This window comes from Streptomyces sp. NPDC006207, from assembly GCF_040613835.1.
GTDB lineage: Bacteria > Actinomycetota > Actinomycetes > Streptomycetales > Streptomycetaceae > Actinacidiphila.
In genome coordinates, this window is record NZ_JBEXSX010000043.1 from 18,914 (window position 1) to 44,243 (window position 25,330).

The 25,330-nt window shown below is 74.0% G+C and carries 28 protein-coding genes; 11 read left to right on the forward strand and 17 right to left on the reverse strand.

Features of this window, described 5'->3' with window-relative positions; translation table 11 throughout:
* Positions 1-3: 3 nt before the first annotated feature.
* Both ABZ312_RS29370 and ABZ312_RS29375 read right to left on the reverse strand, forming a co-directional pair.
* On the reverse strand, positions 4-219 hold the full coding sequence (locus tag ABZ312_RS29370) for a hypothetical protein (protein ID WP_500326260.1): 216 nt from the start codon (positions 217-219) through the stop codon (positions 4-6).
* Entirely contained in the window at positions 216-893 is a 678-nt protein-coding gene (locus tag ABZ312_RS29375) for an RNA polymerase sigma factor (protein ID WP_500326262.1), read from the reverse strand. Before ABZ312_RS29375 ends, ABZ312_RS29370 begins: the two co-directional genes overlap by 4 nt.
* A gap of 151 nt (positions 894-1,044) precedes the next feature.
* Here ABZ312_RS29375 and msrB point away from each other — a divergent pair, with 151 nt between their 5' ends.
* Together msrB and msrA are read left to right on the forward strand one after the other, a co-directional pair.
* Entirely contained in the window at positions 1,045-1,512 is a 468-nt protein-coding gene (gene msrB, locus ABZ312_RS29380; RefSeq protein ID WP_499515733.1) for a peptide-methionine (R)-S-oxide reductase, read from the forward strand.
* A gap of 1 nt (position 1,513) precedes the next feature.
* Positions 1,514-2,026: a peptide-methionine (S)-S-oxide reductase MsrA gene (gene msrA, locus ABZ312_RS29385; protein WP_500326264.1), complete on the forward strand. Its 513-nt coding sequence runs from the start codon at positions 1,514-1,516 to the stop codon at positions 2,024-2,026.
* A gap of 94 nt (positions 2,027-2,120) precedes the next feature.
* On the opposite strand, the gene ABZ312_RS29390 is transcribed toward msrA, so the two are convergent.
* The 10 genes from ABZ312_RS29390 to ABZ312_RS29435 form a co-directional block, all read right to left on the reverse strand.
* Positions 2,121-2,636, reverse strand: a complete 516-nt coding sequence (locus ABZ312_RS29390) for a CGNR zinc finger domain-containing protein (protein ID WP_500326266.1) — start codon at positions 2,634-2,636, stop codon at positions 2,121-2,123.
* A gap of 177 nt (positions 2,637-2,813) precedes the next feature.
* Complete coding sequence (locus ABZ312_RS29395) at positions 2,814-3,491, reverse strand: GAP family protein (protein WP_500359353.1); 678 nt, start codon at positions 3,489-3,491, stop codon at positions 2,814-2,816.
* Between the two features lie 70 nt (positions 3,492-3,561).
* On the reverse strand, positions 3,562-4,191 hold the full coding sequence (locus ABZ312_RS29400) for an SDR family NAD(P)-dependent oxidoreductase (protein ID WP_500439117.1): 630 nt from the start codon (positions 4,189-4,191) through the stop codon (positions 3,562-3,564).
* Between the two features lie 23 nt (positions 4,192-4,214).
* Complete coding sequence (gene mdlC / locus ABZ312_RS29405; RefSeq protein WP_500326272.1) at positions 4,215-5,825, reverse strand: benzoylformate decarboxylase; 1,611 nt, start codon at positions 5,823-5,825, stop codon at positions 4,215-4,217.
* A 191-nt stretch (positions 5,826-6,016) separates the two neighbouring features.
* On the reverse strand, positions 6,017-6,712 hold the full coding sequence (locus tag ABZ312_RS29410) for an ATP-binding protein (RefSeq protein ID WP_500439118.1): 696 nt from the start codon (positions 6,710-6,712) through the stop codon (positions 6,017-6,019).
* A gap of 34 nt (positions 6,713-6,746) precedes the next feature.
* On the reverse strand, positions 6,747-7,055 hold the full coding sequence (locus tag ABZ312_RS29415) for a hypothetical protein (RefSeq protein WP_499515727.1): 309 nt from the start codon (positions 7,053-7,055) through the stop codon (positions 6,747-6,749).
* A gap of 159 nt (positions 7,056-7,214) precedes the next feature.
* A complete protein-coding gene (locus ABZ312_RS29420; RefSeq protein ID WP_500326278.1) occupies positions 7,215-7,550 on the reverse strand; it encodes a hypothetical protein in 336 nt (111 codons plus the stop codon).
* 37 nt (positions 7,551-7,587) lie between these two features.
* Positions 7,588-8,343, reverse strand: a complete 756-nt coding sequence (locus tag ABZ312_RS29425) for a ferredoxin reductase (protein ID WP_500326279.1) — start codon at positions 8,341-8,343, stop codon at positions 7,588-7,590.
* Positions 8,313-8,912 carry a sulfite oxidase-like oxidoreductase gene (locus ABZ312_RS29430; RefSeq protein ID WP_499515724.1) on the reverse strand — a complete coding sequence of 200 codons (600 nt, stop codon included), beginning with the start codon at positions 8,910-8,912 and terminating at the stop codon, positions 8,313-8,315. Before ABZ312_RS29430 ends, ABZ312_RS29425 begins: the two co-directional genes overlap by 31 nt.
* Before the next feature lie 143 nt (positions 8,913-9,055).
* Positions 9,056-10,111, reverse strand: a complete 1,056-nt coding sequence (locus tag ABZ312_RS29435; protein WP_500439119.1) for an aldo/keto reductase — start codon at positions 10,109-10,111, stop codon at positions 9,056-9,058.
* A 471-nt stretch (positions 10,112-10,582) separates the two neighbouring features.
* On the opposite strand from ABZ312_RS29435, the gene ABZ312_RS29440 reads away from it, so the two are divergent.
* Complete coding sequence (locus ABZ312_RS29440) at positions 10,583-11,173, forward strand: TetR/AcrR family transcriptional regulator (protein WP_500326283.1); 591 nt, start codon at positions 10,583-10,585, stop codon at positions 11,171-11,173.
* A 29-nt stretch (positions 11,174-11,202) separates the two neighbouring features.
* On the opposite strand, the gene ABZ312_RS29445 is transcribed toward ABZ312_RS29440, so the two are convergent.
* Positions 11,203-12,465, reverse strand: a complete 1,263-nt coding sequence (locus ABZ312_RS29445; protein ID WP_500326285.1) for an FAD-dependent oxidoreductase — start codon at positions 12,463-12,465, stop codon at positions 11,203-11,205.
* Positions 12,466-12,643: 178 nt separating this feature from the next.
* Here ABZ312_RS29445 and ABZ312_RS29450 point away from each other — a divergent pair, with 178 nt between their 5' ends.
* Entirely contained in the window at positions 12,644-13,795 is a 1,152-nt protein-coding gene (locus tag ABZ312_RS29450) for a serine hydrolase domain-containing protein (RefSeq protein ID WP_500439120.1), read from the forward strand.
* An 18-nt stretch (positions 13,796-13,813) separates the two neighbouring features.
* On the opposite strand, the gene ABZ312_RS29455 is transcribed toward ABZ312_RS29450, so the two are convergent.
* The gene (locus tag ABZ312_RS29455; RefSeq protein WP_500360674.1) at positions 13,814-15,238 is read right to left on the reverse strand and encodes a hypothetical protein; all 1,425 of its coding nucleotides are present in this window, start codon (positions 15,236-15,238) and stop codon (positions 13,814-13,816) included.
* A 61-nt stretch (positions 15,239-15,299) separates the two neighbouring features.
* On the opposite strand from ABZ312_RS29455, the gene ABZ312_RS29460 reads away from it, so the two are divergent.
* A complete protein-coding gene (locus ABZ312_RS29460; RefSeq protein ID WP_500326291.1) occupies positions 15,300-16,049 on the forward strand; it encodes a TetR/AcrR family transcriptional regulator in 750 nt (249 codons plus the stop codon).
* Between the two features lie 97 nt (positions 16,050-16,146).
* Positions 16,147-16,335, forward strand: coding sequence for a DUF4236 domain-containing protein (locus tag ABZ312_RS29465; protein ID WP_326570932.1), 189 nt, complete (start codon positions 16,147-16,149; stop codon positions 16,333-16,335).
* 9 nt (positions 16,336-16,344) lie between these two features.
* On the opposite strand, the gene ABZ312_RS29470 is transcribed toward ABZ312_RS29465, so the two are convergent.
* Positions 16,345-16,947, reverse strand: coding sequence for a GNAT family N-acetyltransferase (locus ABZ312_RS29470; RefSeq protein WP_500326293.1), 603 nt, complete (start codon positions 16,945-16,947; stop codon positions 16,345-16,347).
* Between the two features lie 141 nt (positions 16,948-17,088).
* Between ABZ312_RS29470 and ABZ312_RS29475 the strand changes: the two genes are divergently transcribed.
* Together ABZ312_RS29475 and ABZ312_RS29480 are read left to right on the forward strand one after the other, a co-directional pair.
* Positions 17,089-17,487 carry a YybH family protein gene (locus ABZ312_RS29475; protein ID WP_500439127.1) on the forward strand — a complete coding sequence of 133 codons (399 nt, stop codon included), beginning with the start codon at positions 17,089-17,091 and terminating at the stop codon, positions 17,485-17,487.
* Positions 17,488-17,547: 60 nt separating this feature from the next.
* Positions 17,548-18,276: an SMI1/KNR4 family protein gene (locus ABZ312_RS29480; RefSeq protein ID WP_500439121.1), complete on the forward strand. Its 729-nt coding sequence runs from the start codon at positions 17,548-17,550 to the stop codon at positions 18,274-18,276.
* A gap of 25 nt (positions 18,277-18,301) precedes the next feature.
* Here the strand turns inward: ABZ312_RS29480 and ABZ312_RS29485 are convergent, their stop codons facing one another.
* Positions 18,302-18,973, reverse strand: a complete 672-nt coding sequence (locus ABZ312_RS29485) for an enoyl-CoA hydratase-related protein (RefSeq protein ID WP_500326297.1) — start codon at positions 18,971-18,973, stop codon at positions 18,302-18,304.
* Positions 18,974-19,139: 166 nt separating this feature from the next.
* Positions 19,140-20,420 carry a sulfite oxidase gene (locus ABZ312_RS29490; protein WP_500326299.1) on the reverse strand — a complete coding sequence of 427 codons (1,281 nt, stop codon included), beginning with the start codon at positions 20,418-20,420 and terminating at the stop codon, positions 19,140-19,142.
* A 587-nt stretch (positions 20,421-21,007) separates the two neighbouring features.
* Between ABZ312_RS29490 and ABZ312_RS29495 the strand changes: the two genes are divergently transcribed.
* From ABZ312_RS29495 to tmpA, 3 genes are all read left to right on the forward strand, one after another.
* Entirely contained in the window at positions 21,008-22,372 is a 1,365-nt protein-coding gene (locus tag ABZ312_RS29495; RefSeq protein ID WP_500326301.1) for a bifunctional o-acetylhomoserine/o-acetylserine sulfhydrylase, read from the forward strand.
* Positions 22,369-23,529, forward strand: coding sequence for a homoserine O-acetyltransferase MetX (gene metX, locus ABZ312_RS29500; RefSeq protein WP_500326526.1), 1,161 nt, complete (start codon positions 22,369-22,371; stop codon positions 23,527-23,529). The genes ABZ312_RS29495 and metX overlap by 4 nt, the downstream gene beginning before the upstream one ends.
* A 104-nt stretch (positions 23,530-23,633) precedes the next feature.
* A complete protein-coding gene (gene tmpA / locus ABZ312_RS29505) occupies positions 23,634-25,271 on the forward strand; it encodes a 2-trimethylaminoethylphosphonate dioxygenase (protein WP_500360422.1) in 1,638 nt (545 codons plus the stop codon).
* Positions 25,272-25,330: the final 59 nt, after the last annotated feature.

Below are 25,330 nucleotides of genomic sequence, written 5' to 3' on the forward strand. Positions count from 1 at the left end.
GGATCAGCCGCCCGTCACCGCGGCCAGCAGTCCGCGGAAGTCCTCCTCGCAGGCCGGGCAGCCGCGCAGGTGCACCGCGACACCGGGGTACTGCCGCTCCGGTGCCGCGTCCGCCAGGAACAGCTCCAGGTAGACGTCCATCAGGTCCAGCGCCGCGTCGCAGCCGGGGTCCAGGGGGTCGGTCCGCAGGAGGTCGTCAAGGCCCTGCCAGTCGTTCATGAGCGCCTCGCTGTCGTCAGGGGCAGATGTCCATTGGCTGCGAGCCGGGCACGGAGCTTACGCCGCGCGTCGAACATCGTCTTGTAGAGCGCGTTGCGGTTCGTCCCGAGTTCCGCGGCGAGCGTGTCGGCGTCCACGCCGTTGACCGCGAGCGCGGTGAACACCGTGCGCTGGCGCTCGGTGAGCTCCTCGTCGACGGCCTCACGCAGGGCGTCCACGAGTTCACGGGCCTCGCTCTGCCGGACGGGGTCGATGCCGAGCCGGTCGGGGAGCCGCTCCCACGCCTCGGGGTCGAGCTGCACGCCGGCCGTCCGCCAGAAGTGACGGCCGAGCTTGCTGGACACCTCGTTCATGACGAACTTGTACGCCCAGGTCGTGAAGCGGCTGTCACCGCGGAAATCGCCGATCTTCCGGGTGATCGACAGCAGCGCGTCGGCCGCGGCCTGGTGGGCGATGTCGTCCAGCTCCGGCCCGGTGATGCCGTGCCGCGACCCACGCCGGTTCAGCTCGGCGTAGGCGATCCGCAACAGCAGCGCGTGCAGCCGGCCGGTCGCCTCCTCGTACGCCTCACCGTCCGCCGAGAGCGCCCGCACCCACTGCGCGGACTCCGCGTCGAGGGACCGGCCTCCCCGGGCCCCGTCACCGGCCCGGCCGTCGTGTTCTGCGGAACCCATGCAGTGATCCTAGGCGCGGCCGCCCGCCCCCACCTCCACGGCGGCGCCCCCGGGGCCCCGCGGAAAACCGGTCGTTCCCGGCAGGTAAGACCCGCGCGTTCCCCGTCACCAATGGGCGTACGGAAAAGAGAGCCGCGAGCAAGGAGGGACCGTGACCGGCTACCGCAGGAACCCGGAGGCCGTCTCGCGACTGTCACCGGAGCAGTACCGCGTGACGCAGGAGAACGGCACCGAGCGCGCCTTCACGGGCGCCTACCTGGACAACAAGGAGCCCGGGATCTACGTGGACGTGGTCTCGGGGGAGCCGCTGTTCGCCTCGGTCGACAAGTACGACAGCGGCAGCGGGTGGCCGAGCTTCACCCGGCCGCTGGACCGCACCACCGTCGTGGAGCGGCCCGACCCCGCTTACGGCCGGCTGGCCACCGAGGTCCGCTCGGCGACGGGCGACAGCCACCTGGGGCACGTCTTCCCCGACGGCCCCCGGCAGGCGGGCGGCCTGCGGTACTGCATCAATTCCGCCTCACTGCGCTTCATCCACGCCGATGACCTGGAGCGGGAAGGTTACGGGGCCTACCTCGGGTTGTTCGACAATGGTGACAGGACCGATTCGGAGGATTGACATGGCAGGACAGACACAGAGGGCCGTGCTCGCGGGCGGGTGCTTCTGGGGCATGCAGGACCTGATCCGCAAGCAGCCCGGCGTCGTCGCGACCCGCGTCGGCTACTCGGGCGGCGACGTGCCCAACGCGACCTACCGCAACCACGGCACGCACGCCGAGGCGATCGAGATCCTCTTCGACCCCGAGAGGACGGACTACCGGGCACTGCTGGAGTTCTTCTTCCAGGTCCACGACCCGACCACGAAGAACCGCCAGGGCAACGACATCGGCATGAGCTACCGCTCGGCGATCTACTACGTGGACGACGAGCAGAAGCGTGTCGCGGAGGACACCATCGCCGACGTCGAGGCCTCGGGCCTGTGGCCCGGCAAGGTCGTCACCGAGGTCGAGCCCGTCGGGCCCTTCTGGGAGGCCGAACCCGAGCACCAGGACTACCTGGAGCGCTACCCGGAGGGCTACACCTGCCACTTCCCGCGGCCGAACTGGCGGCTGCCGGCCCGCACGAAGGGCTGACCGACCCCGTCGCGCCGCCCTGGTGACGGGCTCGGGCGGCGCGGCGGCCCGACACGGCCCGGGGCCTCAGCGGCTCCGGGCCGCCGTCGTACGTTCAGTCGGCGGCGGTGGCGCGGGCGCGACGGTGGTGGCGCCGGGCCTTCATCCGGTTGCCGCAGGCGGCCATGGAGCACCAGCGGGCGGTGTTGGCCTTGCTGCGGTCGAGCAGGAACAGCCGGCACTCCTCGTTGGCGCAGGGCCGCAGGCGTCCGGGCCTGCCCTCCTGGAGCGCGCCCCAGACCGTGACGGCCCGCACGGCCGGCCTGCGGTCCGCCGGGGCCTCCAGCTCCCAGTCGATGCCGTGCGCGGTCACCCGCGGCACCCGGACGACCCCGGTGAGCAGCTTCTGGAGGTCGCCGGGCTCACCGTCCCCGCGCGCGACGCGCTGCAGCACCTCGCGCGCCGCCAGGAGGTGGCGCAGCTCCTGCGCCGTGCCGGCTCCGCCGTGGGCGCGCAGCCAGCGGCGGCCGGCGTCCGGGCCGGCCAGCTCGTCCGCCTGGGTCCCGTCGACGACCGGCGTCGTGTTGAGCAGCTCCAGCAGGAAGTCGTCGTCCGTGGTGTCGGCCGTCATGCTCGGCGCCCCCATTCCCGGGTAACCCTTCATTGCGTGTTTGAAGGTTACACCTCCGGGCACGGCGGGCGCCGCCCGGCTCATGAGTGCGTGCCCGCTGGAGCGGCCGTGAACTGCGGCTGGAGGCCCCGATCGAACGCGCGTCGCCCTACCGACCGTCCCGACGGGCCAGGAGGGTCAGCGGTCGAGACCGGCGAGGCCGTCGCCGAGGACGCTCGCGCCCAGGAGCAGCAGCACGACCACCAGGATCGCCGTGCTGTTGGCGACCATGAACCGCCGCAGGCCGTCCAGGACGCGGGACGCGCGCTCCCCGCCGGCCAGGTGCAGGAGCACCGCGCCGAGCACGACGCAGGAACCGACGAGGACGAAGGCGACCACGGCGAGGGCGAGGTCCGTGCCCTGCGCGCCGGTCTCCGCGATCGACGCGGCGGCCGAGGCCGTCAGGACGAGGTTCTTCGGGTTCGCCGCCGACAGCAGGAGGCCGAGCAGCAGCGCGCGTGCGGCGCTCGCCTCGTCCAGCGACCTCGTCCAGCCCGGCGCCTGCGCCTCGTCACCGTTCCTCGGGCGCCGCCACCACTTGCGCGCGCCGAGGACGAGGAGCGCGCTGCCGGCGCACACCCGTCCCCAGTCGGCGACCGCCGAGGAGGGGCTGTGGGGGTCGTGGGCGCCGCCGAACGCCATGGCGACGACGGCGGCCACGGCGACGAGTCCGGCGATCCATCCGGCCGCGAAGAGCGGGCCGTTGCGCCGGCCTTCGCCTCCTCCCAGGATCATGACGACGCCGATCACGGGGAACGGGCTGAGTGCCACCGCGAGGGCCGCGGGCAGCACGGCCCCGATAGCCTGGCCGAGCACCGTTCCCCTTCCGTCCCGCACACCCGGCCGCTCCGGGTGCCTTTGGCTGATCGCGCGGTTCGCCGCGCCGTCAGAGCGCCCGCAGGTCACCGCCGTCGACGGGCAGCATCACGCCGGTCGGGACGGCCGGTCCCCTGGCCCGATCGGTGTCGATGTGCGCCGGCAGCAGGCCGTTCACCCTGGTGCCGGATCCGCCGAGTTCGTCGGCGAGCGTCTTGGCCACCATGGCCAGCCCGGGCCCGTTGGAGACGGCCAGCCCGGGGATCGGTTCGCGGACCGACGAGGACAGGACGAAGGCGAGGGAGCCTTCGCCGGTGAACGCGTTCGCGGCGGCCCGGGCGATGCGCACCGCGCCCAGGAACGTGGACTCGAAGGCATCCCGCCACACCTGGTCCGCGACGTCCATCACGGCGCCGGCGGGCGGCCCGCCGGCGCTGGCTAGGGCGCCGTCCAGCCGGCCGACGTGCCGCAGCGCCGCGCCCACGAACTCGTCGGCGGAGCCCGGGTCGGCGTTGTCCGCGACCACGCCGATGACGCGGGCGTCACCGCCCAGGTCCCGGGCCGCGTCCGCGACGGAGGCGGCGCTGCGTCCGGTGACCACCCTGGCGCCCTCGGCGGTCAGCACCTCCGCCACGGCCCGGCCGAGTCCCCGGCTGCCGCCGGTCAGCAGGTGGACGTGGTCCCGGCATCCCAGATCCATGACGGCGTTCCGTTCCTCGCGCCTCAGAGGGTGATCTTCTGGGGCCGGGTGGTCACCACGATGACGGAGGTGACTCCGGACTCCAGGGCGGCCGTGAACTCCTTCTCCAGCTCCGCCGTGCTCGCCACCTCGACGGCACGGCAGCCGAAGCCCCGCGCCACGGACACGATGTCCAGTCCCGGGAGGTCGAGTCCGGGCACGCCCGGGGTCCGCTCCAGGTCGGCGAAGGACTTCAGGATCGAGTACTCCCCGTTGCGCATCGCGACGTACACGACGGGCAGCCCCTGCTGCACCGCGGTCCACAGCCCCTGCACCGAGTACTGGAAGGAACCGTCCCCGATCAGGCCCACGACCGGACGTCTGACCCCGCGGTCCCGGTCGCCGAGGGCGATGCCGACGGCGGCCGGCAGGGCCCAGCCGATGCCGCCGCTCGCGGTGGCGAAGAAGGACCCGGGCTCCACGGTGGGCAGCCACTCGGCGTGCTCGGCCATGGTCGAGGTGGACTCGTTGACGAAGACGGCGTGCTCCGGGCGGACCTCGCCGAGGGCGGCGTAGACCTCGGCGGGCGTCGGCGGGCTGCTCGGGGTCTGCGGCAGCTGCCGTGGGCGCGGCATGGGCTCGGGCCGCTCGCGGTCGCCGCCGTCGGCGACCTCCTCGGTGAGGAGTTCGATCGCCATCCGGGCGTCGCCCAGGAGGCTGTCGCCGACGCGGGCGGCCGCAGCGACCGCCGGGTCGCTCGTGATGTGCAGCAGTTCGGTCCCCGGCGGCAGGATCTCGCCGGGCACGTACGGGTAGTACCGGAAGACCTCGGCCCCGATGACGACCACCAGGTCGTGGCCGGTGAGCCGTTCGCCGATGGCCCGCACCGACATGCCGAGCGGGCCCCGGTAGAGGGGGTGGTCCTCGGGGAACGACGCGCGGTCCGCGAGCGGCGGGCTGTAGACCGCCGCCTTCAGCCGCTCGGCCAGCGCCACGGCGGCCTGCCATCCGCCGGCGCGGTCCACCTCGGGCCCGAAGACCAGGGCGGGACGCCGGCTCGCGGTGATGCGCGCGGCGAAGCGCCGCAGGCGCTCCGGGTCCGGCGCGTACGCCGTGCTGACGTCGCGCAGGACGGCGGGGCCGGCCAGCGGCCGGTTCCAGTCGTCGAGCGGGATGGACAGGAACACCGGCCCCGCGGGCGGCTGCAGGGCCGCGGCGTAGGCGCGCATGAAGGCCTCGGGCACGTCCTGCGCGCGCGCCGGCTCGTACGACCACTTCACCCACGGCTTGGGCAGGGTCGTCGCCTCGCGGTTGCCCAGGTAGGGCTCGCCGATGACCAGTTCGCGGTGCTGCTGGCCCGCGGTGACGATCAGCGGGGTGTACCCGTGGTACGCGGCGACCAGGTTGCCGACGCTGTTGCCGAGCCCGGCCGACGAGTGCACGTTCACCAGCGCCGGGCGGCGGGTGGTCTGGGCGTAGGCGTCCGCCATGGCGATGACGGAGGCCTCCTGGAGGGCCAGGACGTAGGTGAAGTCGTCCGGGAAGTCCTGGAGGAACGTCTCCTCGGTGGATCCCGGGTTGCCGAAGACCGTCGTCAGCCGCAGTGACCGCAGCAGGTCGTAGGTCACCGATTGGACGGTGGATCGCTCGCTCATGGTGCGCAGTGCTCCCAGGGGCCCGGTGGACGCCGAGGCGGACGGTATCCGCCGGTCGCGGGGTGTCACCTGTCGCGACACACAGTGACGTTAGACGCTCGCACCGCACCCGCCCAGCACATCGGACGTGCCGCGCGGTGCGATCATCCCAACGGGCGGCGCGGGCGAACGGGCCCCAGTGGGGGCCCGCCTCAGGGGTTCGGCAGCTCCTGCTCGGCCCAGATCGTCGTGCCCGACTCCTCGTACCGCGTGTCCCAGTGCCGCGTGAGGGAGGCGACGATGAACAGACCGCGTCCGCCCTCGTCCTGCAGGCGGGCGTGGCGCAGGTACGGCGCGGTGTCGGCGTCGTCGTGCACCTCGACGGTGAGCCCCCGGTCGAGGATGAGCCGCAGCCGGATGGGGCCCTTCGCGTGCCGGATGACGTTGGTGGCGAGTTCACTGACGGCCAGGTCGGTGACCGGGGCGTGGTTCTCCAGCCCCCACTGCGCCAGCCGGCCGTGCGCGGCGCGGCGGGCCTCGCGGACGGAGGGCGCCTCGGCGGGGAAGGTCCAGCTGGAGACAGGGTCGGGGGCGATGGTCCGGGTCCTGGCCAGCAGCAGGGCGGCGCCGTCCTGCGGGGTCGCACCGCGCAGCACCTTGTAGACGATCTCGTCGCACACCTCCTCGGGGGCGGCCCCGGGGGCGTGTGCCTCGGCCCGGCGCAGGGCCCGCACGGAGGGCACGGCGACGGCGAACCGCCCGCCGGCGAGCGCCAGTGAGCACTCCAGGAGGGCGACGGACTCCTCGTGGTGGCCCAGGAACAGGTGTCCCAGGCCCACTCTGCGCAGCGGCTCGGGTCGGTCGAGAGGGATGCGCCCGGAGTCGTCCCGGGTGATCAGGTGCTCCACGCCGTCCCGCCTCCGTCCCCCGCCCGGCCGAGGGTCAGGAGTCCGCCGTGGCGCCGTGCCCGAGGTACAGGGCTGCGCCGGCGTCCCGGTCCGAGGCGGTGAGGTAGGCCCAGCCCAGGGGGTTCCAGCGCAGACGGCGCACCTCGACGCCGTCGATCACGGCGTTCCCCCGCGCCGCGCACTCGTACGCGTCCGCGGCGCGCAGCATGGCGGTCCGCACGGCGTCCTCCGCGTCGGCGGCCTCGCCGACCACGTAGTAGTGGCTGCGCACGGCACCCCGGGCCGTGCTGAACCGCAATCCCACGAACCATCGGTCCTCGGGGGCGGTGACGGTGGCAAGCATCGGCACTGCTCTCCTCATCCGCGGTCTCCGTGGCGTCCGTCTCCGGACCACCACCCGTCGATCCGTTGGAACAGCGGGCGCGGCGCCCTCCATCGCAGGTCGGGGAGGCCCCGGTGAACCTGGGAACCGCGGTACCACCCCCAGGGGCACGGGCAGCGCTCAGGCCCCGTCGGCGGGCCGGTACCGGACCGCGCACGTGAAGACACCGGAGCCGGACCGCTCGCACTCGACGTACGCAGCGGTCCCGGTCTCGGCGGCGGGGGGACGCCAGGGCATCACGGCCTCGCCCGCGAGCAGCGCGTCCAGGGTCTGCAACCGGGGGTCGCGCAGGGTGGGGTGGTGCTCGTAGCCGGCCGCACCGAGGGCCATGGCGACGGCCATGCCGAGCAGGTTGACCTCGGTCGGCTGCTCGGGCGGTGCCGAGCCCTCCGTCGGGTGGAGGCGGATGCCCTCGTCGGGCACCTCGATCACGCGGGCGGCGTAGCGCTCGGTCATGGGCGGGGTGGTCTCCTTCCGGTGCGGTGGCGCGAGGTCATCCCCCGCTGGGACCGAAACGCTCGGTGCGGATCCGGTCCGGGGAGTGGCCCAGGGCCACCAGCAGGCCCGCGGCCGTCTCGACGAAGCCGGTGGGGCCGCACACGTAGCAGGTGGGCTCGAAGTCCGCGGGCCAGCCCCATTCGGCCAGGTCGCGCGCCTGGAGCCGGCCCGCGGGGCGGGTCCCGCCGTCCGGCGCCGAGCGGGTGTGGACGTACGTCGTGTCGAGACCGGGCTCGCCCCGGTCCAGTTCGGCCGCGTAGAACCGGTCCCCGGGCGTGCGCACGGAGTACAGCAGCCGGAACGGCGCGCGGCTGCCCGCCGCGGCGCGGGCGCGGACCATCGCCATGAGCGGGACGAGCCCGGAGCCGCCCGCGACCAGCAGGACCGGTTCGGTCTGCTCGGGGCGCCAGACGAACCAGCCGCCGACGGGGCCGCGGATCTCGACGGCGTCGCCGACGGCGAGGTCGTCGGTCAGGTAGGGCGAGACCTCGCCGTCCTCGACGCGCTGGACGGTCAGTTCGATCCGGTCGCCGTCGGGCGCGGACGCCAGGGAGTAGCTGCGCTGGGTGCTGTAGCCGTCCTCCGCGGTGAGCCGGACGTCGAGGTGCTGTCCGGGCAGGTGGCCGGGCCAGCCGGGCACGTCGAACACGAGGGTCCACGCCGCCTCGGACTCGGCGCGCCGCTCCACCAGTTCGGCGGCCTGCCAGCGCAGACGGTCGCCTAGTCGCCTTGGTACCGCTGTTCGCGCCATGGGTCTCCGTAGTCGTGGTAGCCGACGCTCTCCCAGAAGCCCGGCTCGTCGTCCAGGAGCAGCCGGATGCCGCGGACCCACTTCGCCGACTTCCACAGGTACAGGTGCGGGACCAGCAGCCGGGCGGGGCCGCCGTGCTCCGGGGCGAGCTCGTCACCGTCGTACTCGTGGGCGATCCACGCCTGCCCGTCGAGGAGGTCCTCCAGGGGCAGGTTGGTGGTGTAGCCGCCGTAGGAGTGAACCAGCGCGTACTCGGCGGCGGTCTCGACGTCGGCGAGCAGCACGTCCAGGGAGACGCCCCGCCAGTGGGTGCCGAACTTCGACCACTTGGTCACGCAGTGCAGGTCGACGGTCGGCGTCTCGGCCGGCAGTGCCATGAGTTCCGCCCAGTCCCACCGGTGGCGGGTGCCGTCCTCGGTGGTGACGGTGAACTCCCAGTCGTCCCGGGTGATCCGCGGGGTGGGTCCTGCGGACATGACGGGGAAGTCGAAGGTCTCGTACTGTCCCGGCGGGAGTTCGTTGCCCGATGTGGGGCGCCGGCCGTGGAATCCCCGCGAGATGATGGGCATGCCGCGCCGTCCTTCCTCTCCTCGCCGCCCCGCAGTCGTGGTGCGGAACCCCAGCATCGCGGACCGGGGGAATCCGGTCCACCGGAGCCCCGGGCGGGCGCGGCCCCGGTCGGTCGTGACCGGGGCCGCGCCGTCACTGGGGGTCAGGCGACCGGCCGGGGCGGCTCGACCACCAGGGAGGAGTCGCCGCCGCGGACCCGCTCCAGCACGCCGGCGGTGGCCTCGTGGGGGGCGCCGAGCGGTACGGCGCTGACCTCGTTCAGCCGCGTGTACTGCTCCGGGGTGAGCTGCACGTCGAGTGCGCCGAGGTAGTCCTCGAGCTGGGCGGTGTTGCGCGGGCCGATGATCGGCACGAAGGACGTCGCGGCGCGGGCGCCCCGCTCGCGCAGCCAGGCCACGGACACCTGCGCCGGAGTGGCCGCGGTCTCCTTGGCGATGTCCAGGACGGTGTCGACGACCGCGGTCTTCTGGGCGGACGACTCGGTGTGGATCAGCGTCTTCAGGTCGCTGAGCCGGCCCTCGTCGCCGCCGCGGTACTTGCCGGTGAGCAGGCCGCCGCCGAGCGGGGACCACAGGGCGGCGCCCAGCCCGAGGCTCTCGGCCATCGGCAGCACCTCGCGGTCCGCGGTGCGCTCCACGAGGCTGTACTCGACCTGGATGCCGGCGACGGGGGCCCAGTTCTTCAGCTCGGCGAGGGTGACGGCGCGGGAGACGCGCCAGGCGGGGAAGTTCGACAGCGCGGCGTGCAGGATCTTGCCGGAGCTCACCAGGTCGTCCAGGCCGCGCAGGATCTCCTCGATCGGCGTCAGGTCGTCCGGGAAGTGGACCCAGTACAGGTCGATGTAGTCGGTGCCGAGGCGCTTCAGGCTCGCGTCCACCGAGTGGATCATGTTCTTGCGGCTGTTGCCGGTCCTGGAGATGTCCACCTGCGGTGTCGAGGCGACGCTGAACTTGCTGGCGACGACGAAGTGGTCGCGGTCGGCGGCGATGAAGCGGCCGAGCAGTTCCTCCGACTCGCCGAACTGGTAGTTGTCGGCGGTGTCGAGGAAGGTGCCGCCGGCCTCGGCGAACCTGTCGAACATCCGGCGGGACTCGTCCGGGTCGGCGCCGGCGCCCCAGCGGGTGCCGAAGTTGCCGGTGCCGAGGGCGTACTCCGAGACGCGCAGTCCGGTCCGGTGTCCGAAGGTCGTGTAACGCATCAGTTCTCCTTGACGGGGTGGTGCTGTCGTGGGGGGTGATGTGCGGTGTTCCGCGGGGGTCGTCACTGGGGGGTCAGTGGCGGGTGGTCACTGGGGAGTGGTCGCGGGCGGTGTCAACTCCGTTGGCGCGTCACGGGGCGCGGCGCGCGGCCGCCGGGCCACCGGGGGCGGGCGCCCGCACGACGGCGGTGCCGCCGGCGGGGTCCGAGGGGGTACGGGTCATGGGTCTGTCTCCGGGGAAGAGGCACGGTCGCGCCGTACGCGGGCCGGGCGGCCCGGTCGACGGGGACAACAGGGGGCGCCGCGGCACTGCGGCAGGAAGCGGAGGCGTGCGCGGGGACACGGCCCGCGTCCGCGGGACGAAGCGGCGCGAGGGTCCGCCGAGCCCCTAAGTAAACCGATCGGTCTCCTTACGCGCTCCACCGTAACAGCCGTTTCCGGTGAAGTAAAACGATCGGTATCCTTAACGGCATGAGCGACGCACCCTCCCCCGTACGCCGGCGCAGTGGCCGAGGCGCCCGGGAGCGGATCCTCAAGGCGGCGACGGAGCTGTTCACCGCCCAGGGGGTCAACGCGACCGGGATGGACCAGCTGACCACCGTCGCCAACGTGTCGAAGCGCACCCTGTACACGCACTTCGCGAGCAAGGACGACCTCGTCCAGGCCTATCTGCGCGAACTCGAGGACGGCCTGCTCCCCGCCGAGGTGATCCCCGGCGAGCCCTGCCCGGACCCGCGGGAGCAACTCCTGGCGATCTTCGACTGGCCGCCGGGGCGGACGGACGGACCGCTGCGCGGCTGCCCCTTCCTGAACGCCGCCGTCGAGGTGCCCGACCCCGACCACCCGGTGCACCTGCTGGTGGCCGCCTACAAGAGGGAGTTCGCCCGCAGGCTGACGGCCCTGGCACGGGTGGCGGGGGCCCACGACCCCGAGGCGCTCGGCGAACGGCTCGCCCTGCTCTACGACGGCGCCGTCGCCCGCAGTACCGCGCTGAACGCCACCGGGCCGGGCGCCCACGCCCGCGCCATCGCCGTCGCGCTCGTGGACGCCGCGATCGACTGAGCGCCCCGCGCCCCGGCCGTCCCGGCGCCTCAGCGCAGCCGTGTCGCCGCGCGGCGCCGGTCCGACAGCACCTCGCGGGCGGCCCGCGTGCCCGAGGCCAGCGCGCCCTGGAGCGACCCGGTAGCCCGGTGGTCGCCGCACACGTGGCGCCCCGGCGCGAAGCGGGTGGTGCGGGTCATCGGGTGCGGTGCCGGCATCGCGGGCAGCGCCTCGCGCACGGTGCAGCGGTGCAGCGGCTCCCAGGCGGAGGCGTCCGTGCCGTACGCGTCCGACAGCGCCGCGGTCAGGGCGGGCTCGTCGGCGGGGCCCGGCGCGCCGAGCACGGAGGTCGCCACCAGGGCGCGGCCGTCCGGGGACAGTCCGGGCTGCACTTCGGTGAGGACCACGGTGTTGAGGAAGCGACGGCGTTCGTCCACCATCAGCGTCGGTTCGGCGAGCGGCGACCGGTCGGCGGCGTGGTAGTACGTCGTCACGGTCCGCGTCGGCGGGACGGTGAGACCGGGCAGCAGCCGTGCGGCCGCCCCCGGTCCGGTGGCCACCACCACGACGGGCGCGGTGACGTCCGTGCCGTCCTCCAGCAGCACCCCGTCGCCGGTCAGTTCGCGCACCGGGGCCTCGGTGCGGACGGTGTCCCCGGGAAGTCGCCCGGCGAGCTGGACGGGCACGGCACCGATCCCCTCGGCGGGCAGGGCGAGGGTGCCCCGCAGCATGCTGCGCCACACGAAGTGGAAGAAGCGGCTGGAGGTCTCCAGTTCGTCCTCCAGGAAGACCCCCGACAGGAACGGCCGGAACAGGGTCTCCACCAGCTCGGCCGAGATGCCCGCCGCGGCCAGCGCGGTGAGCGTCGTGGTGTCCGCGCCCGCGCGCAGCCTTCCCGCGGGCAGCGCCATGTCACGGGCGCTCAGGACCGCCAGCGCCGCCAGGTCCCGTCCCGACGCGAGCCGTCCCGGCAGCAGGTCGGCGGTCGCGTACGGCGGGCGGGTCGGGTCGGCGAAGCGCAGTCGCCCGCCGGAGGTGTGCACCAGGACGCCGGGGGTGAACGGCCGCAGCCGCAGCGGCTCCAGCTCCAGGCGCCGCTTCACCTGGGGGTAGGAGGTGTTGAAGACCTGGAAGCCGCGGTCGAGGAGGAAGCCGCGGTGCCGGTCGGTGCGCATCCGGCCGCCGACTCCGTCCGAGGCCTCAAGGACCCGCACCGTCAGGCCCGCCACGGCGAGGTCCGCCGCGCACGCCAGCCCGGCGGCGCCCGCCCCGACCACGATCACGTCACAGCGGCCACCGCGCTCCTGCTGCATGGATCCGGTGCCTTTCCTCCGTGTACACCCCGATACGGGCCGGCTTTCCGTACGCTACGCGGACGCCCGGGTGCCGCCCCTGCAACACACCGCCGAACGGGCCGCACGGCGGCGGACCGATGAGTCCGCGCCGTGGCGGGAGTCCTCTCCGTGACGGCGTACGAGGGAAGGTGGAGCGATGGAGCAGCGGTTGCACGACATCCTGCAGGCGTTCGTGGACGACGGATCGGTGCCGGGGGCCGTGGGCCTGGTGGCGCGCGGCGACCGGGTCGAGGTGGCGGCCGCGGGGACCCTCGCCGTCGGGGACCCCACCCCCATGACCAGGGACTCGCTCTTCCGCATCGCCTCGATCACCAAACCGGTCGTCGCGGCGGCGGTCATGATGCTCGTCGACGACGGACGGATCGCCCTGTCGGACCCCGTCGCGGCATGGCTGCCCGAACTGGCCGAACCGATGGTCATCCGCACCCCGGCCGGTCCGCTCGACGACGTGGTGCCGGCCGCGGCGCCCATCACCGTCCTCGACCTGCTGGCCTCGCGCGCGGGCTACGGCTTCCCCGCGGACTTCTCCCTGCCCGCGCTCGCCCCGCTGTTCGGCGAGCTCAAGCAGGGCCCGCCGCGGCCGCAGCAGGTCATGGCACCGGACGCCTGGATGGCGACGCTGGCCGGGATCCCCCTGCTGCACCAGCCGGGCGAGGCCTGGCTCTACAACACCTGCTCCGACATCCAGGGCGTCCTGGTCGCCCGGGTGTCGGGCCGCCCGCTGGACGAGTTCCTGTCCGAGCGGATCTTCGAGCCGCTCGGCATGACCGACACCGGTTTCGCCGTGCCGCGTGCCGGCCTCGGCCGCTTCACCGCCTTCTACCGCCCGGATCCGCAGGGAGGGCTGGAGTTGGTGGACGCCCCGGACGGGCAGTGGAGCACCCCTCCGGCGTTCCCGTCCGGCGCGAGCGGCCTGGTGTCGACCGCCGGCGACTGGTACGCCTTCGGCCGGATGCTCCTCGCCGAAGGCACCGCGGGCGGCCGCCGGCTGCTGTCGGCGCAGTCCGTACGGCTGATGACCACCGACCACCTGCCGCCCGCCGAACGCGACGCGAGCGCGGTCTTCCTGGAGGGGCAGGGCTGGGGCTTCGGCGGTTCGGTGGACGTCGCGGCCGTCGCCCCGTGGAACGTACCGGGACGCTACGGCTGGATCGGCGGCACCGGCACGGCGGCGCACATCACGCCGTCCACGGACACCGTGACGGTGCTGCTCACGCAGGTCGAACTGACCGGCCCGGCCGCCCCGGCGACAATGCGCGCCTTCTGGGCCTACGCGGCCGGGGCCTGAGCCGCCGGGGCCGCCCGGTCACGCCTCCCGGGACTCCGTCGAGAGGAAGACCGGGGTGACCGAGAGCGGGACGCCGACGGTGCCGTCGGCGCGGTGCAGCGGGACGGCGGCACCGAAGGCGTCGACCGCGTGGGCGGCGGCGTGGGGCCAGGGGAGGTCGACGAGGGTCCCCGGGGCGTCCTCGCCGGTGTAGGGATCGCCGGAGCGCCAGAGGACCTGGAGCGCGCCGCGGCCCTCCCGGGACACCTCGAAGGCGTACAGGCCGGACCGGTCCTCCGTGGCGAGGCGGCGGACGGCCGTGACGCCGTCGAGGTACGCGGCCAGGAGGGCGAAGGCGTCGGCGGCGGGGCGGCGCCGGGTCAGGGCGGTGCCCTCGTAGTCCAGCAGGGCGAGCCTGCCGAAGAGGAAGCCCATGAGGTTGAGGCGGTCGCGGTAGCCGGGGATCTCCGGGGCCAGGTTCCAGCAGGCCGTGCGGGTGACACCGCAGGCGAGGGCCAGGACGGTGCGGGTGACGATCTGGCGGCGGTTGATGCGGTCGCGGCGCGCGGCGAGCTCCGGAGGGCAGTCCTCCATGAACATACGCAGTTCCGGCGGGAGTTCGGGGGAGCGTTCGTAGAGCAGGCGCATGGTCGCGCGGTCCGGCGCCTCGCCAGGCTCCGCCGCCCCCGTGAAGGCGGCCGTCATCGCCCGCTCGAGTTCCGCCTGGGCCCGGGGGAACTCGAAGAGGGTGGGGCCGTTGTACTCCCCCGCCACCACCGGGCGTTCGTATCCGTGCCGCCGCATCATCGCGCGCACCTGGGCGATCTGGTCCGGGATCGCGTGCGGGTCCCCGTAGAGGTGGACGTCGAAGAGGTCGAAGGCGTCGCGGCCGTGCTCGACGACGTGGTCGAAGAACCGCCGGGCCTCGCCGTCCGCGGGGCCGGACAGCACGTCGTGGCCGCAGCCGCCGAGGACGACCGACGCTGCCGGGTCCGCGGCGCGTACGGCGCGGTGGAAGGCGGTGAGCTGTGCGACGTACTCCGCCGCGCTGCCGGCCCACAGGAGTCCGGTGTTGCTGGGCTCGTTGCCGCACTGCCAGTGGTCCACGCGGCCCCGGCACCTGGTGACCAGGTCGCCGACGAAGCGCTCGTACCCGGCGGGGTCGAGCGCGGGCGAGGACGGGAGGAAGCCGGTGGGCTGCCGGGTCGCCCACGGGGAGCTGGAACAGACGGTGACCCAGAGCTCGGCCGCCGGGTCGCGCTGCCCGAGGACGGCGTCGACGACGGACCAGTCGTACCGTCCGGGTTCCGGCTCGACCTGCCCCCAGTAGAGGAAGACGCGCACCAGCCTCGCGCCGAGCTCCCGCGTCTCCGGCACGAAGCTGTCCGGCGCTCCGAACATCCCGTAGCTGATGCCCCTGACGACGCCGAGGCGGATCCCGGCCGGTGCGGTGGGCTGGCTCATGACTGCTCCCTCGCTCTTGCGTATACGTCATATACTTTAGCTGACGTTATAAACTTCCCCCGTGAAGGAGACGCAGGAGACCCCGGAAGGCGCCCCGGCCCCCTTGATCTGGACGCAGCCCGCGCCGCGCCGCCGCCAGAGCCCGCTGGAGCGGGACGACATCGTGCGCGCCGCGATCGCCGTCGCCGACGAGGGCGGCCCGCAGGCGCTCACGATGGCCGCGGTGGCCAAGCGGCTCGGCCCGTACACGCCGATGGCCCTCTACCGTCACGTGATGAGCAAGGACGGGCTGGTCGACCTCATGCTCGACGCCGTCACGGCGGAGATCCCGCTGCCCCCGGTGCCGGGCGCCGACTGGCGGGCCGATCTGCACGCGGTGGCCGCCGGGAGCTGGGACGCGGTCAAGCGGCATCTGTGGTTCGCCCAGCTCGCCCCCACGCGCCCGCCGCTGGGGCCGCACATGATGCGCCGCACCGAATTCGTCCTCCAGGTGCTCGTGCACCAGGGCGCCACCCTCGGCGAGGCCATGACCTACGCGGCGCTCCTCGACCGGCACGTCCTCGGCAGCGCGCAGCAGGAGGCCGAGGAGCTCGCCATGCGCCGCCGCCACGGCATCCACACCCCGCAGCAGCTCGCCGCGGCCGTCACCGCCGCCCGCGAACTGGCCGCGGCGGGCGGGCGGCACCCGCTGCTCGCGCGGTGGATGGAGGCCCCTTCCGGGCCGGACGCGGACGGGCAGTTCGAGCTCAGCCTGGCCTTCCTCATCGACGGCATCGCCGCACGCCTGCCGGAGGGCGGCGGCGCGACCTGACACCGGGCATCCGCGACACCCGCGGGAACGGACCCCGATGAAAGGTCGTCAGCAGGGCACACGTACTCCAGACCGAACCCTCGGAAAGGAGCACCACGTGCCTCTTCGCTTCCGCAAGTCGTTCCGGATCCTGCCCGGCGTCCGCCTGAACATCAACAAGCGCTCGCTGTCCATCACCACGGGCAGCAAGGGCGTCCACCACACCGTCAACACCCGCGGTGAGCGCACCGAATCCGTCGACCTCCCGGGGCCGTTCTCCTGGCGCCGCACGCGCAAGGGGCACTGAGGCCCGTCGTCATTCGAGGATCCAGCCCGACATCCACCGCTCCCGCACGGCCGGCCACTCGGTGGCGACCAGGGAGTAGTACACGGTGTCGCGCCACGACCCGTCGACCCGGCGGCAGTGCCGGCGCAGCACGCCCTCGCGGATACCGCCGATGCGGGAGACCGCGTCCTGGGTCGGCAGGTCGAGGTCGTCCAGGCGCCACTGGACGCGGCCGAAGCCCAGGTCCTCGAAGGCGTAGTACACCAGCATGAAGTGGGTCTCCAGGTGGACCGGGCCGCCCCACAGGGCCGGGTCCAGCCAGCTCCAGCCGATGTCCACGCGCTCGTCGACGACCGAGACGTCGACGTACGCGGCCCAGCCCGACGGGCGCTCCGTGGCGTGCGGGACGACCGCGAACACCACGGACTCCCCCGCCGCGGCCTGCGCCAGCCGCTGCTCCACCAGCGAGGCCATCTCGCCGGGCGAACCGGGGGGCGTCGTCGACAGCCAGCGCCACATCCCCTCGTCGGCGCGCGCCGCGGTGAACAGCGCCGGGACGTGCAGCGGCGAGAGCGGGACCAGCCGCGCGTACCGGCCGTCGATGGTGACCGGAGCGGGGAAGCGTAGTGCCATATCCGCACGCTAATCGGGCGGGCACGCGGCCGCACCAACTCGCGGATTCCCGCCCACCCGCCCCCTCCGCCCCATCACCCTTGGCCGACAGGACGGCGACGGACGGTGATCGCCGCGGCGGCGGCACGGGAGGACGGCACCATGCGGGACGACGAGGCGCGGATCCGGGCGCTCATCGAGCGCTGGGCGGAGGCGGTGCACCGGGGCGACCTGGACGCCGTGGTCGCCGACCACGGCGAGGACATCGTGATGTTCGACGTGCCGCCCCCCCACGACGGGGTCCGCGGCCTGCCCGCGTACCGGCAGGTGTGGCCGCCGTTCTTCGACTGGCAGGCCCGCGGCGCCTCGTTCGAGATCGTCTCCCTGGAGGTCACCGCCGGCGACGACGTGGCGTTCGCGTACGCCCTGCTCCGTTGCGGAACCCCGGAGGACTTCGCCCAGGACCCCGGGATCCGGCTCCGCCTCACGCTCGGGCTGCGCAAGCAGGACGGCCGGTGGGTGGTCGTGCACGAGCACCACTCCTTCCCCCACGCAGGCTGACCGGCCGCGCGCGGTCCGCGGCGGGCGGGCGTGGTCCGGCGGCGCGATAGCGTGCCCGGCATGACAGACGACTTCGACGTGCGGCGGGAGCTGGCCGCGGGCATGACGGACCCGGCCAGGGCCCTGCGGTTCGTGCGCGGCTTCGCCGGGCACTGGCTCGCGCCCCTGCAGGAGGGCGACGGGTACGGTGCGCCCGAACTGACCGCCGCCGAGGAGCGCCTGGGCTTCGCCCTGCCCGCCGTGCTCCGTGACGCCTACCGGCTCTTCGGGCGGCGCCCGGACCTCACCAGCAACCACGACACGCTGCTCGCGCCCGAGCAGCTCCACGTGGACTCCCGCGAGGAGGCGCTGGTCTTCCGGTACGAGAACCAGGGCGCCGCGTCGTGGGGCATCCTCCTCGCCGACCTGCACAAGCCCGATCCGCCGGTCGTCATGAAGCCGGACCTCGCGGACAAGGAGGCCGAGCGGTGGTCGGCGTGGCTGGACCGCTTCTCGTGGGCCTGCGTCGAGATCGTCCTGTCGGAGTCGCTGCACGAGCCGTTCGAGCTCTGCGACTTCCGCGACGACCTCGACGAGGCCCACTTCGACACCCTGGACGGGCGGTTCACCCCGCTGCCGTTCCCCGCGTACCCGCCCGGTGAGGACCTGGGTGCGCGCTGGTACGCCGGACCCGACGTCATACTCCGCGAGGACGACCGCACCTGCCTGTGGGCGCGGGCCCGCACCGAGGAGGCGCTCGACCGGGTGCGCGACGACCTCCCGGGCGACTGGCTCAACGACCCCCGCTGACCCCGGGCCCCGTCGGCGTACGGGTTCAGCCGAGGGGGACGTCCTCCTGGCGGAGGGCCTCCAGCGCGGGGCCGTACATGCGGGTCTTGATCGTGCCGAGCGTGGCGCCCGCCTTGCCGGCCAGAGGGCGGGCGAGGGCCACGGCGGCCTCGCGGACCTCGTCCTCGCCCGCCGTACGGTCCACGATGCGCTCGGCCAGCGCGTCGAGGCCGCCGTAGCGGCGCGCGGTGGTCATCGCCTCGTGGGCCGTCTGCGGGTGCAGGCGGGCCTGGATGAGGGCCGACATGCCGGGGGTGAAGGGGATGTTGATGTCCGCCTCGGGCAGGCACCAGTAGCCGCGGTCGGCGCGCATCACACGGAAGTCGTGGGCCAGCGAGAGCATCGCGCCCGCGGCGAAGGTGTGGCCCTGCAGGGCGGCGACGGTGGCCACCGGCAGGGTCAGGAAACGGGCGAGCAGGGCCTGCACGCCCGTGACGTACGCGCCGGCCTGGTCCGCGTGGGCGAACAGCCACTCCAGGTCGAGCCCGTTGGACCAGAACTTGCCGGTGGCCGCGGTGACCAGGGCCCGCGGCCCCTCGGCCTTCTCCACCTCGTCGAGCAGGGCGTCGACGGCCGCGAGCCAGTCGGGGTGGAAGCGGTTCTCGGTGTCCCCGAGGTCGAGGATGAAGACGTCGTCCTGGCGGTCGAGCGTGGGCATGATTGCTCCTTGGGGCGAAGGGGCGGACGGCCGGGGCGGCTGCGGGAACGCGGAGCCGGGCGGGCTTCCGCCTTGGCTCCGCGACCGGCATACCTACCGGCCGGTAACCTCGATGGTCCGCATCGTACAGGGAGCGGCGCGGCCTGTCCCCACCCAGGACGTCGCGTCAGGCGACGACCACCGGATGCCGCACCACGGCGTCGAAGAAGTAGCCCTGGGTGTTGAACACCGCCTCGTCCGGCTGGGTCCGTCCCGCGGTGTCGGTGGCGCGCGCCAGCAGCACGGCCGGGCCCGGGGTGCGCGGCCGCCACGGGACGGTCCAGCGCACCCACCCGTCCCGGCGCGGGACGTCGCGCAGTGCGGCCCGCCGCCAGGTGGCACCGCCGTCGGTGCTGACCTCCACCTGCCGCACTCCCCCGGCCCCGGACCACGAGCGGCCGTGCAGGATGCTGCGGACCCCCGCGGAGAATGCGGCCCCCGATTCGAGTTCGAAGGCGCTCTTGAGGGTCTGCCGAGTGAGCGGCGCGCTGCCGGCCTCGGGGAACCCGGGGCCGAACAGCCGGTAGAAGTCGGTGTTCCACGGCGAGTACAGCGGCTCGGCCGAGACCTCGATGTCACCCACCCACTTGACCGAGGAGATCCCCACCCACGAGGGCACGAGCACCCGCACGGGACGGCCGTGGTCGTGCGGCAGCGGAGCACCGTTCATGGCGTAGGCCAGGATCACGTCGTCCAGCGCCTTCGCCACGGGCAGGGGCCTGCGGACGCGGCCCAGGCTGACGCCGCCCGTGACGTACTCGCCGTCGAGACCGCGCGGCATGACGTCCACCGCGTGCCGGGTGACGCCCGCCCGCCGCAGCACGTCCGACAGGCGCGCGCCGCGCCACCGGGCGACACCGACGGCACCCAGGGTCCACGCGGTGCCGGAGACCGTCTGTCCCTGCTGGGAGGTGTAGAAGCTCCGGCCGTTGCCCGCGCACTCGACGAAGGCGGTGCGCTCCACCGGCGGCAGCGCACGCAGGTCGTCCAGGCCGTACTCCACGGCGTCGTCCGGGCCCGGGCCGCCCCGCAGCCCGCTCCCCCAGACCTTCAGCCGCCAGGTCGCGGCGTCGACGACGGGGGTGGATGTGTGGTTGCGCACGAAGAAGCGTTCGGCGGGGGTCAGGTAGCCGGTCCCGCGCAGCGCCTCCCACTTCGTCTCGGCATTGGTCCCGCGGAGGGTGAACCACTCGTCCGGCAGAGGCTTGACGATTCCCGGGGAGGTCGCGGCCGCGGCCCTCACCGGTCCGGGCAGGGCGAGGGCGGCGGTGCCCGCGGCGAGCAGGGTGAGCACCTCACGGCGTGACATCCCGTCGCCCCGGGCCCGTCCGGCGAGCCATTGGCGCAGCCGCAGGCGGTCGTAGGAGGCCTCGTCGACGGGAACGGTGGAGCGCGGGGCACGGGTCATGACGGTCCTGCTTCCAGTGGCGGGGAACGACCGAGGACGTGCGGAGGACCGCGCACGGCGGCGCGGTGACAAGGGGGGTGAACCGGAGCGGGGTGGCGACCCTGAGCGCTCAGCGACAACAGCGGCGCGACGCGGGAACGCGCGGCGTGCCGACGGTGCGTGCGGCCGTGATGGCCGGGCTGGTCGAGTTCACGCGCTCATCGTAGGGCCGGTCCGACTCGGCGTCAGCCCCGTCCCCGAAGTCCATCGCCATGGTGCCGGGCGGGGCCCCGCCGCACGGCGTGCTGACGGTAAGTCACCTCGGGTGTTCCGCTGGTGCGTTCCGCCTCCGTGTGGTTACCTTGCGTCATGACCCTGCTCGTGACCCGCCGCCACGTGGACTACGTGCGTGTCACCAGCATGGGCTGTCGCGCCGAGCGCTGACGCCGCGCTTCCGGCCTCCTGCCGCCGTCACCGGCCGCCGATCATCCCTTCCGCTTCCTTGCCTTCCCCTGCCCGGGGCGCGTTCGCCTGCCGTCCCCGGCTGCTCTTGGGCGTGCCCGAGCCCGCCCCCGCACCCGCACCCACATGCGCACCGAGGGAGAACCATGAGCCAGCCCATCGACTCCGTCACCGCCGGCCACACCCCGGAGGAGTGCCCCGGCACCGGGCCCGGCACCTCCGCCTGGTCGTTCGAGACCAAGCAGATCCACGCCGGCGCCGCGCCGGACCCGACGACCGGAGCCCGGGCGGTGCCGATCTACCAGACGACGTCGTTCGTCTTCCGCGACACGCAGCACGCGGCCGACCTGTTCTCCCTCGCCGAGCCCGGCAACATCTACACCCGGATCCACAACCCCACGCAGGACGTCCTGGAGCAGCGGGTCGCCGCCCTGGAAGGCGGTGTCGCCGCGGTCGCGCTGGCCTCCGGGCAGGCCGCGGAGACGCTGGCCGTCCTGAACGTCGCGTCCGCCGGGGACCACATCGTGTCCAGCACCTCGCTGTACGGCGGCACGTACAACCTGTTCCGCCACACCCTGCCCCGGTTCGGCATCGAGGTGTCCTTCGTCGACGACCCGGACGACCTCGACGCCTGGCGCGCCGCGATCCGCCCCGGCACCAAGGCGCTGTTCGCGGAGACGCTCGGCAATCCGCGCGGCAACGTCCTGGACGTGCGGGCGGTCGCGGACGTCGCGCACGAGGCGGGGGTGCCGCTCATCGTGGACAACACGGTGCCGACGCCCTACCTGCTGCGGCCGATCGAGCACGGCGCGGACGTCGTCGTCCACTCCGCGACGAAGTTCCTCGGAGGCCACGGCACCACCATCGGCGGGGTCGTGGTCGACGGCGGCAGCTTCGACTTCGGCGCCCACGCCGAGCGCTTCCCGGACTTCAGCGCCCCGGACCCGAGTTACCACGGGCTGCGCTACTGGCCGGCCCTGGGCCCGGGGGCGTACGCGGTCAAGCTGCGCGTCCAGTTGCTCCGGGACATCGGCCCGGCCATCGCCCCGCACTCCGCCTTCCTGCTCCTCCAGGGCGTGGAGACGCTCAGCCTGCGCATCGAGCGCCACTCGGCCAACGCCCAGGCCCTCGCCGAATGGCTGGAACAGCGTGACGAGGTGGCCGCCGTGCACTACCCCGGGCTGCCGTCCAACCGCTGGCACGCCGCGGCACGGCGCTACCTGCCGCGCGGAGCGGGCGCGGTGCTCGCCTTCGAGCTGCGCGACGGCGTCGAGGCGGGCAAGCGGTTCGTGGACGCGGTCGAACTCTTCAGCCACCTGGCCAACATCGGCGACGTCCGCAGCCTGATCATCCACCCGGCCTCGACCACGCACAGCCAGTTGGACGAGGAGCAGCTCGTGGCCACCGGCACCTCGCCCGGACTGGTGCGCCTCTCGGCCGGCCTGGAGAACCTCGCCGACCTCAAGGCGGACCTGGAGGCCGGGTTCCGCGCCGCGAAGGGCGCGTCCTGAACACCACGCCTGCCGCCGCGCTCCCCCTCCCGCCGGCCTCCGGGGCCTGGCGGGAGGGGGACCCGCCGGGCCGCCGCCGGTGGCACGCGCTGGAGAAGCCGCTGCCGCTGGAATCGGGCGGCGAGCTCCCGGGGGTGCGGATCGCGTACGAGACGTGGGGCAGGCTCTCCCCGGACCGCTCCAACGCGGTGCTGGTCCTGCACGCCCTCACCGGCGACAGCCACGCCGCAGGGCCCGCCGGGCCGGGTCACCCCACGCCGGGCTGGTGGGACGGGATGATCGGACCGGGCCGCGCACTCGACACCGACCGGTGGTTCGTGGTGGCGCCGAACGTCCTGGGAGGCTGCCAGGGCAGTACGGGGCCGTCCTCGTGCCGGCCCGGCGGACGGCGCTGGGGCGGTGCGTTCCCGCAGCTGACGCAGCGCGACCAGGTCGCTGCCGAGGCCGAAGTGGCGGACGCGCTGGGCATCGGCCGCTGGGCGCTGGTGGCGGGCGGGTCCATGGGCGGGATGCGCGCCCTGGAATGGGCCGTGTCGCGGCCGGAACGCACGGAGGCGCTGCTGCTGCTCGCCTGCACCGCCGCGGCGAGCGCGGAGCAGATCGCCTGGGCCAACGTGCAGCTGCACGCCATCCGGGACGATCCGCACTGGCGGGACGGCGACTACCACGACGCCGCGCCGGGGCACGGCCCGCACGCGGGGCTCGGCCTGGCCCGGCGGCTGGCCCATGTGACGTACCGCAGCGAAGCCGAGCTCGGCGCCCGTTTCGGGCGCGCGCCGCAGGAGGCGGAGGACCCGTGGCGCGGCGGCCGCTACCAGGTGGAGTCCTACCTGGACCATCACGCGGCCAAGCTGGTCCGGCGCTTCGACGCGGGGAGCTACGTCGCCCTGACCCAGGCCATGAACGGGCACGACGTCGGCCGCGGACGCGGCGGGGTGAGGGCCGCCCTGCGCCGGGTGACCGCGCGGACCGTGGTCGCCGGGGTCTCCTCCGACCGCCTCTACCCGCTCGCGCAGCAGGAGGAGCTGGCGGCCGGCATCCCCGGCGCGGTGCCCGTCCGGGTCGTGGTCTCCCCGTACGGGCACGACGGCTTCCTCATCGAGACCGCGCAGGTCGGCGAACTCGTCGGGGAGCTGCTGGGCCGGGCGGGGCCTTAGGGGGCGGGCGTTCGCCGCGGCGCCATGCCGCGGTCACCTCCGGGACGTCTCCGCCTGTGACGGTCGGAGAAGTTGGCTATACAACTTTGCCCCGAGGAGTGACCGTGTCCGCCCTGTCCAGTTTTCCCGTCGGCGACCTGCCGGCGATGTGGCTCCGCGACAACTGCCCCTGCGCCGAGTGCCGCGACCCGCGGTCCGGGCAGAAGCTGTTCCAGATCGGTTCCCTGCCCGCCGGGCTGCGGGTGGGCCGGGCGGCCGACGCCGCCGGGGACGGCCCGCCCGCCGTCGACGTGGTCTGGGAGCCCGACGGGCACCGCTCGTCGTACCCGCTGACGTGGCTGGAGGCCGCCCGGCCCGGCCGGACCGGGCACGGTGACCTGCGCACCGAGGCCGGGAAGGAACTGTGGACCGCGCGCGAGGTCGCCGGGCGGCTGCCCGAGGCGGACTGGGAGGAGTACGTGGGCGAGCCGGGTGTGCGGGCCCGGATGCTGGAGTCCGTGCTGCGGCTCGGCTTCATGCTGCTGCGCGGTCTGCCCGGGCGCGAGGGCCAGGTGCTGGAGGTGGCCGAGACCTTCGGGTTCGTCCGCGAGACCAACTACGGGAAGCTCTTCGACGTGCGCGTCGAGCCGGACCCGAACAACCTCGCCTTCACCTCGGCCGCCATCACGCCGCACACCGACAACCCGTACCGGGATCCCGTTCCGACGCTCCAGTTGCTGCACTGCCTGGTCAACGACGCGGACGGCGGCGACTCCGGTCTCGTCGACGGCTTCGCGGCGGCCGCGCTGCTGCGCCGCGAGGACCCGGAGGCGTACGACGTGCTCACCCGCACGCCCGTGCCGTTCGTCTTCCGTGACGCGGGGACCGAACTGCGGGCCGACCGCCCGCTGATCGGCACCGACCCGCTGGGCCGCGTGCGGGAGGTGCGGTTCAACAACCGCTCGATCGGCACGCTGCGGATGGCCGCGGACGAGCTGGAGGCGTTCTACACGGCCTACCGCACCTTCGCCGAGCTGCTGCTCCGCCCCGAACTGCAGCTGGACCTGCGGCTCGCGCCCGGCGACTGCCTGGTCTTCGACAACACCCGGCTGCTGCACGCCCGCACCGCCTTCGCCCAGGACGGGGCGCGCCACCTCCAGGGCTGCTACGCCGACCTGGACGGGCTGGCGAGCACCCTGGCCGTGCTGCGCCGCGCGGACACCCTGGAGCCGCTCGCCGAACTGTTCGCGGGCGCGGTGTCCGCGGAGTACCTGGGCGAACCCGTCACCATGGCCCAGCACATGCTGCAGGCGGGAGCCCTGGCCGAGGCCGCCGGTGCCCCGCCGCACCTGGTGGCCGCCGCGCTGCTGCACGACATCGGGCACGTGGAGGGCGGGGTCGTCACCGGCCGGGACCTGATGACCGGCCACGACAACCGGCACAGCCACACCGGCGCCGACCTGCTGGGCCGCTGGTTCGGGCCCGAGGTCACCGAACCGGTGCGGCTGCACGTGGCCGCCAAGCGCTACCTGTGCGCGGTCGAACCGGGGTACCACGACCGGCTGTCGGAGGCGTCGAACTACACCCTGGAGGTCCAGGGCGGTGTGATGACCCCCCGCCAGGCGGCCGAGTTCGCCGGGCTGCCGGGCGCGGCCGACGCGGTCGCCGTCCGCCGCTGGGACGAGGAGGCGAAGGACCCCGACGCCCTCACCCCGACCTTCGCGCACTTCCTCCCGCTGCTGGCCGCGCTGATGCGCGGGTAGACGGCAATCCCCGGGGTGCCGGAGGCGGTCGTCCGGCCGTCCCGCCGTCTCACGCCCTT

Bases quoted from the DNA above. Each gene is read 5' to 3' on its own strand.
- ABZ312_RS29370 (WP_500326260.1), bottom strand. From the start codon at position 219: ATGAACGACTGGCAGGGCCTTGACGACCTCCTGCGGACCGACCCCCTG.
- ABZ312_RS29375 (WP_500326262.1), bottom strand. From the start codon at position 893: ATGGGTTCCGCAGAACACGACGGCCGGGCCGGTGACGGGGCCCGGGGA.
- msrA (WP_500326264.1), top strand. From the start codon at position 1,514: ATGGCAGGACAGACACAGAGGGCCGTGCTCGCGGGCGGGTGCTTCTGG.
- ABZ312_RS29390 (WP_500326266.1), bottom strand. From the start codon at position 2,636: ATGACGGCCGACACCACGGACGACGACTTCCTGCTGGAGCTGCTCAAC.
- ABZ312_RS29400 (WP_500439117.1), bottom strand. From the start codon at position 4,191: ATGGATCTGGGATGCCGGGACCACGTCCACCTGCTGACCGGCGGCAGC.
- mdlC (WP_500326272.1), bottom strand. From the start codon at position 5,825: ATGAGCGAGCGATCCACCGTCCAATCGGTGACCTACGACCTGCTGCGG.
- ABZ312_RS29415 (WP_499515727.1), bottom strand. From the start codon at position 7,055: ATGCTTGCCACCGTCACCGCCCCCGAGGACCGATGGTTCGTGGGATTG.
- ABZ312_RS29420 (WP_500326278.1), bottom strand. From the start codon at position 7,550: ATGACCGAGCGCTACGCCGCCCGCGTGATCGAGGTGCCCGACGAGGGC.
- ABZ312_RS29425 (WP_500326279.1), bottom strand. From the start codon at position 8,343: ATGGCGCGAACAGCGGTACCAAGGCGACTAGGCGACCGTCTGCGCTGG.
- ABZ312_RS29430 (WP_499515724.1), bottom strand. From the start codon at position 8,912: ATGCCCATCATCTCGCGGGGATTCCACGGCCGGCGCCCCACATCGGGC.
- ABZ312_RS29435 (WP_500439119.1), bottom strand. From the start codon at position 10,111: ATGCGTTACACGACCTTCGGACACCGGACCGGACTGCGCGTCTCGGAG.
- ABZ312_RS29440 (WP_500326283.1), top strand. From the start codon at position 10,583: ATGAGCGACGCACCCTCCCCCGTACGCCGGCGCAGTGGCCGAGGCGCC.
- ABZ312_RS29445 (WP_500326285.1), bottom strand. From the start codon at position 12,465: ATGCAGCAGGAGCGCGGTGGCCGCTGTGACGTGATCGTGGTCGGGGCG.
- ABZ312_RS29450 (WP_500439120.1), top strand. From the start codon at position 12,644: ATGGAGCAGCGGTTGCACGACATCCTGCAGGCGTTCGTGGACGACGGA.
- ABZ312_RS29455 (WP_500360674.1), bottom strand. From the start codon at position 15,238: ATGAGCCAGCCCACCGCACCGGCCGGGATCCGCCTCGGCGTCGTCAGG.
- ABZ312_RS29470 (WP_500326293.1), bottom strand. From the start codon at position 16,947: ATGGCACTACGCTTCCCCGCTCCGGTCACCATCGACGGCCGGTACGCG.
- ABZ312_RS29475 (WP_500439127.1), top strand. From the start codon at position 17,089: ATGCGGGACGACGAGGCGCGGATCCGGGCGCTCATCGAGCGCTGGGCG.
- ABZ312_RS29480 (WP_500439121.1), top strand. From the start codon at position 17,548: ATGACAGACGACTTCGACGTGCGGCGGGAGCTGGCCGCGGGCATGACG.
- ABZ312_RS29485 (WP_500326297.1), bottom strand. From the start codon at position 18,973: ATGCCCACGCTCGACCGCCAGGACGACGTCTTCATCCTCGACCTCGGG.
- ABZ312_RS29490 (WP_500326299.1), bottom strand. From the start codon at position 20,420: ATGACCCGTGCCCCGCGCTCCACCGTTCCCGTCGACGAGGCCTCCTAC.
- ABZ312_RS29495 (WP_500326301.1), top strand. From the start codon at position 21,008: ATGAGCCAGCCCATCGACTCCGTCACCGCCGGCCACACCCCGGAGGAG.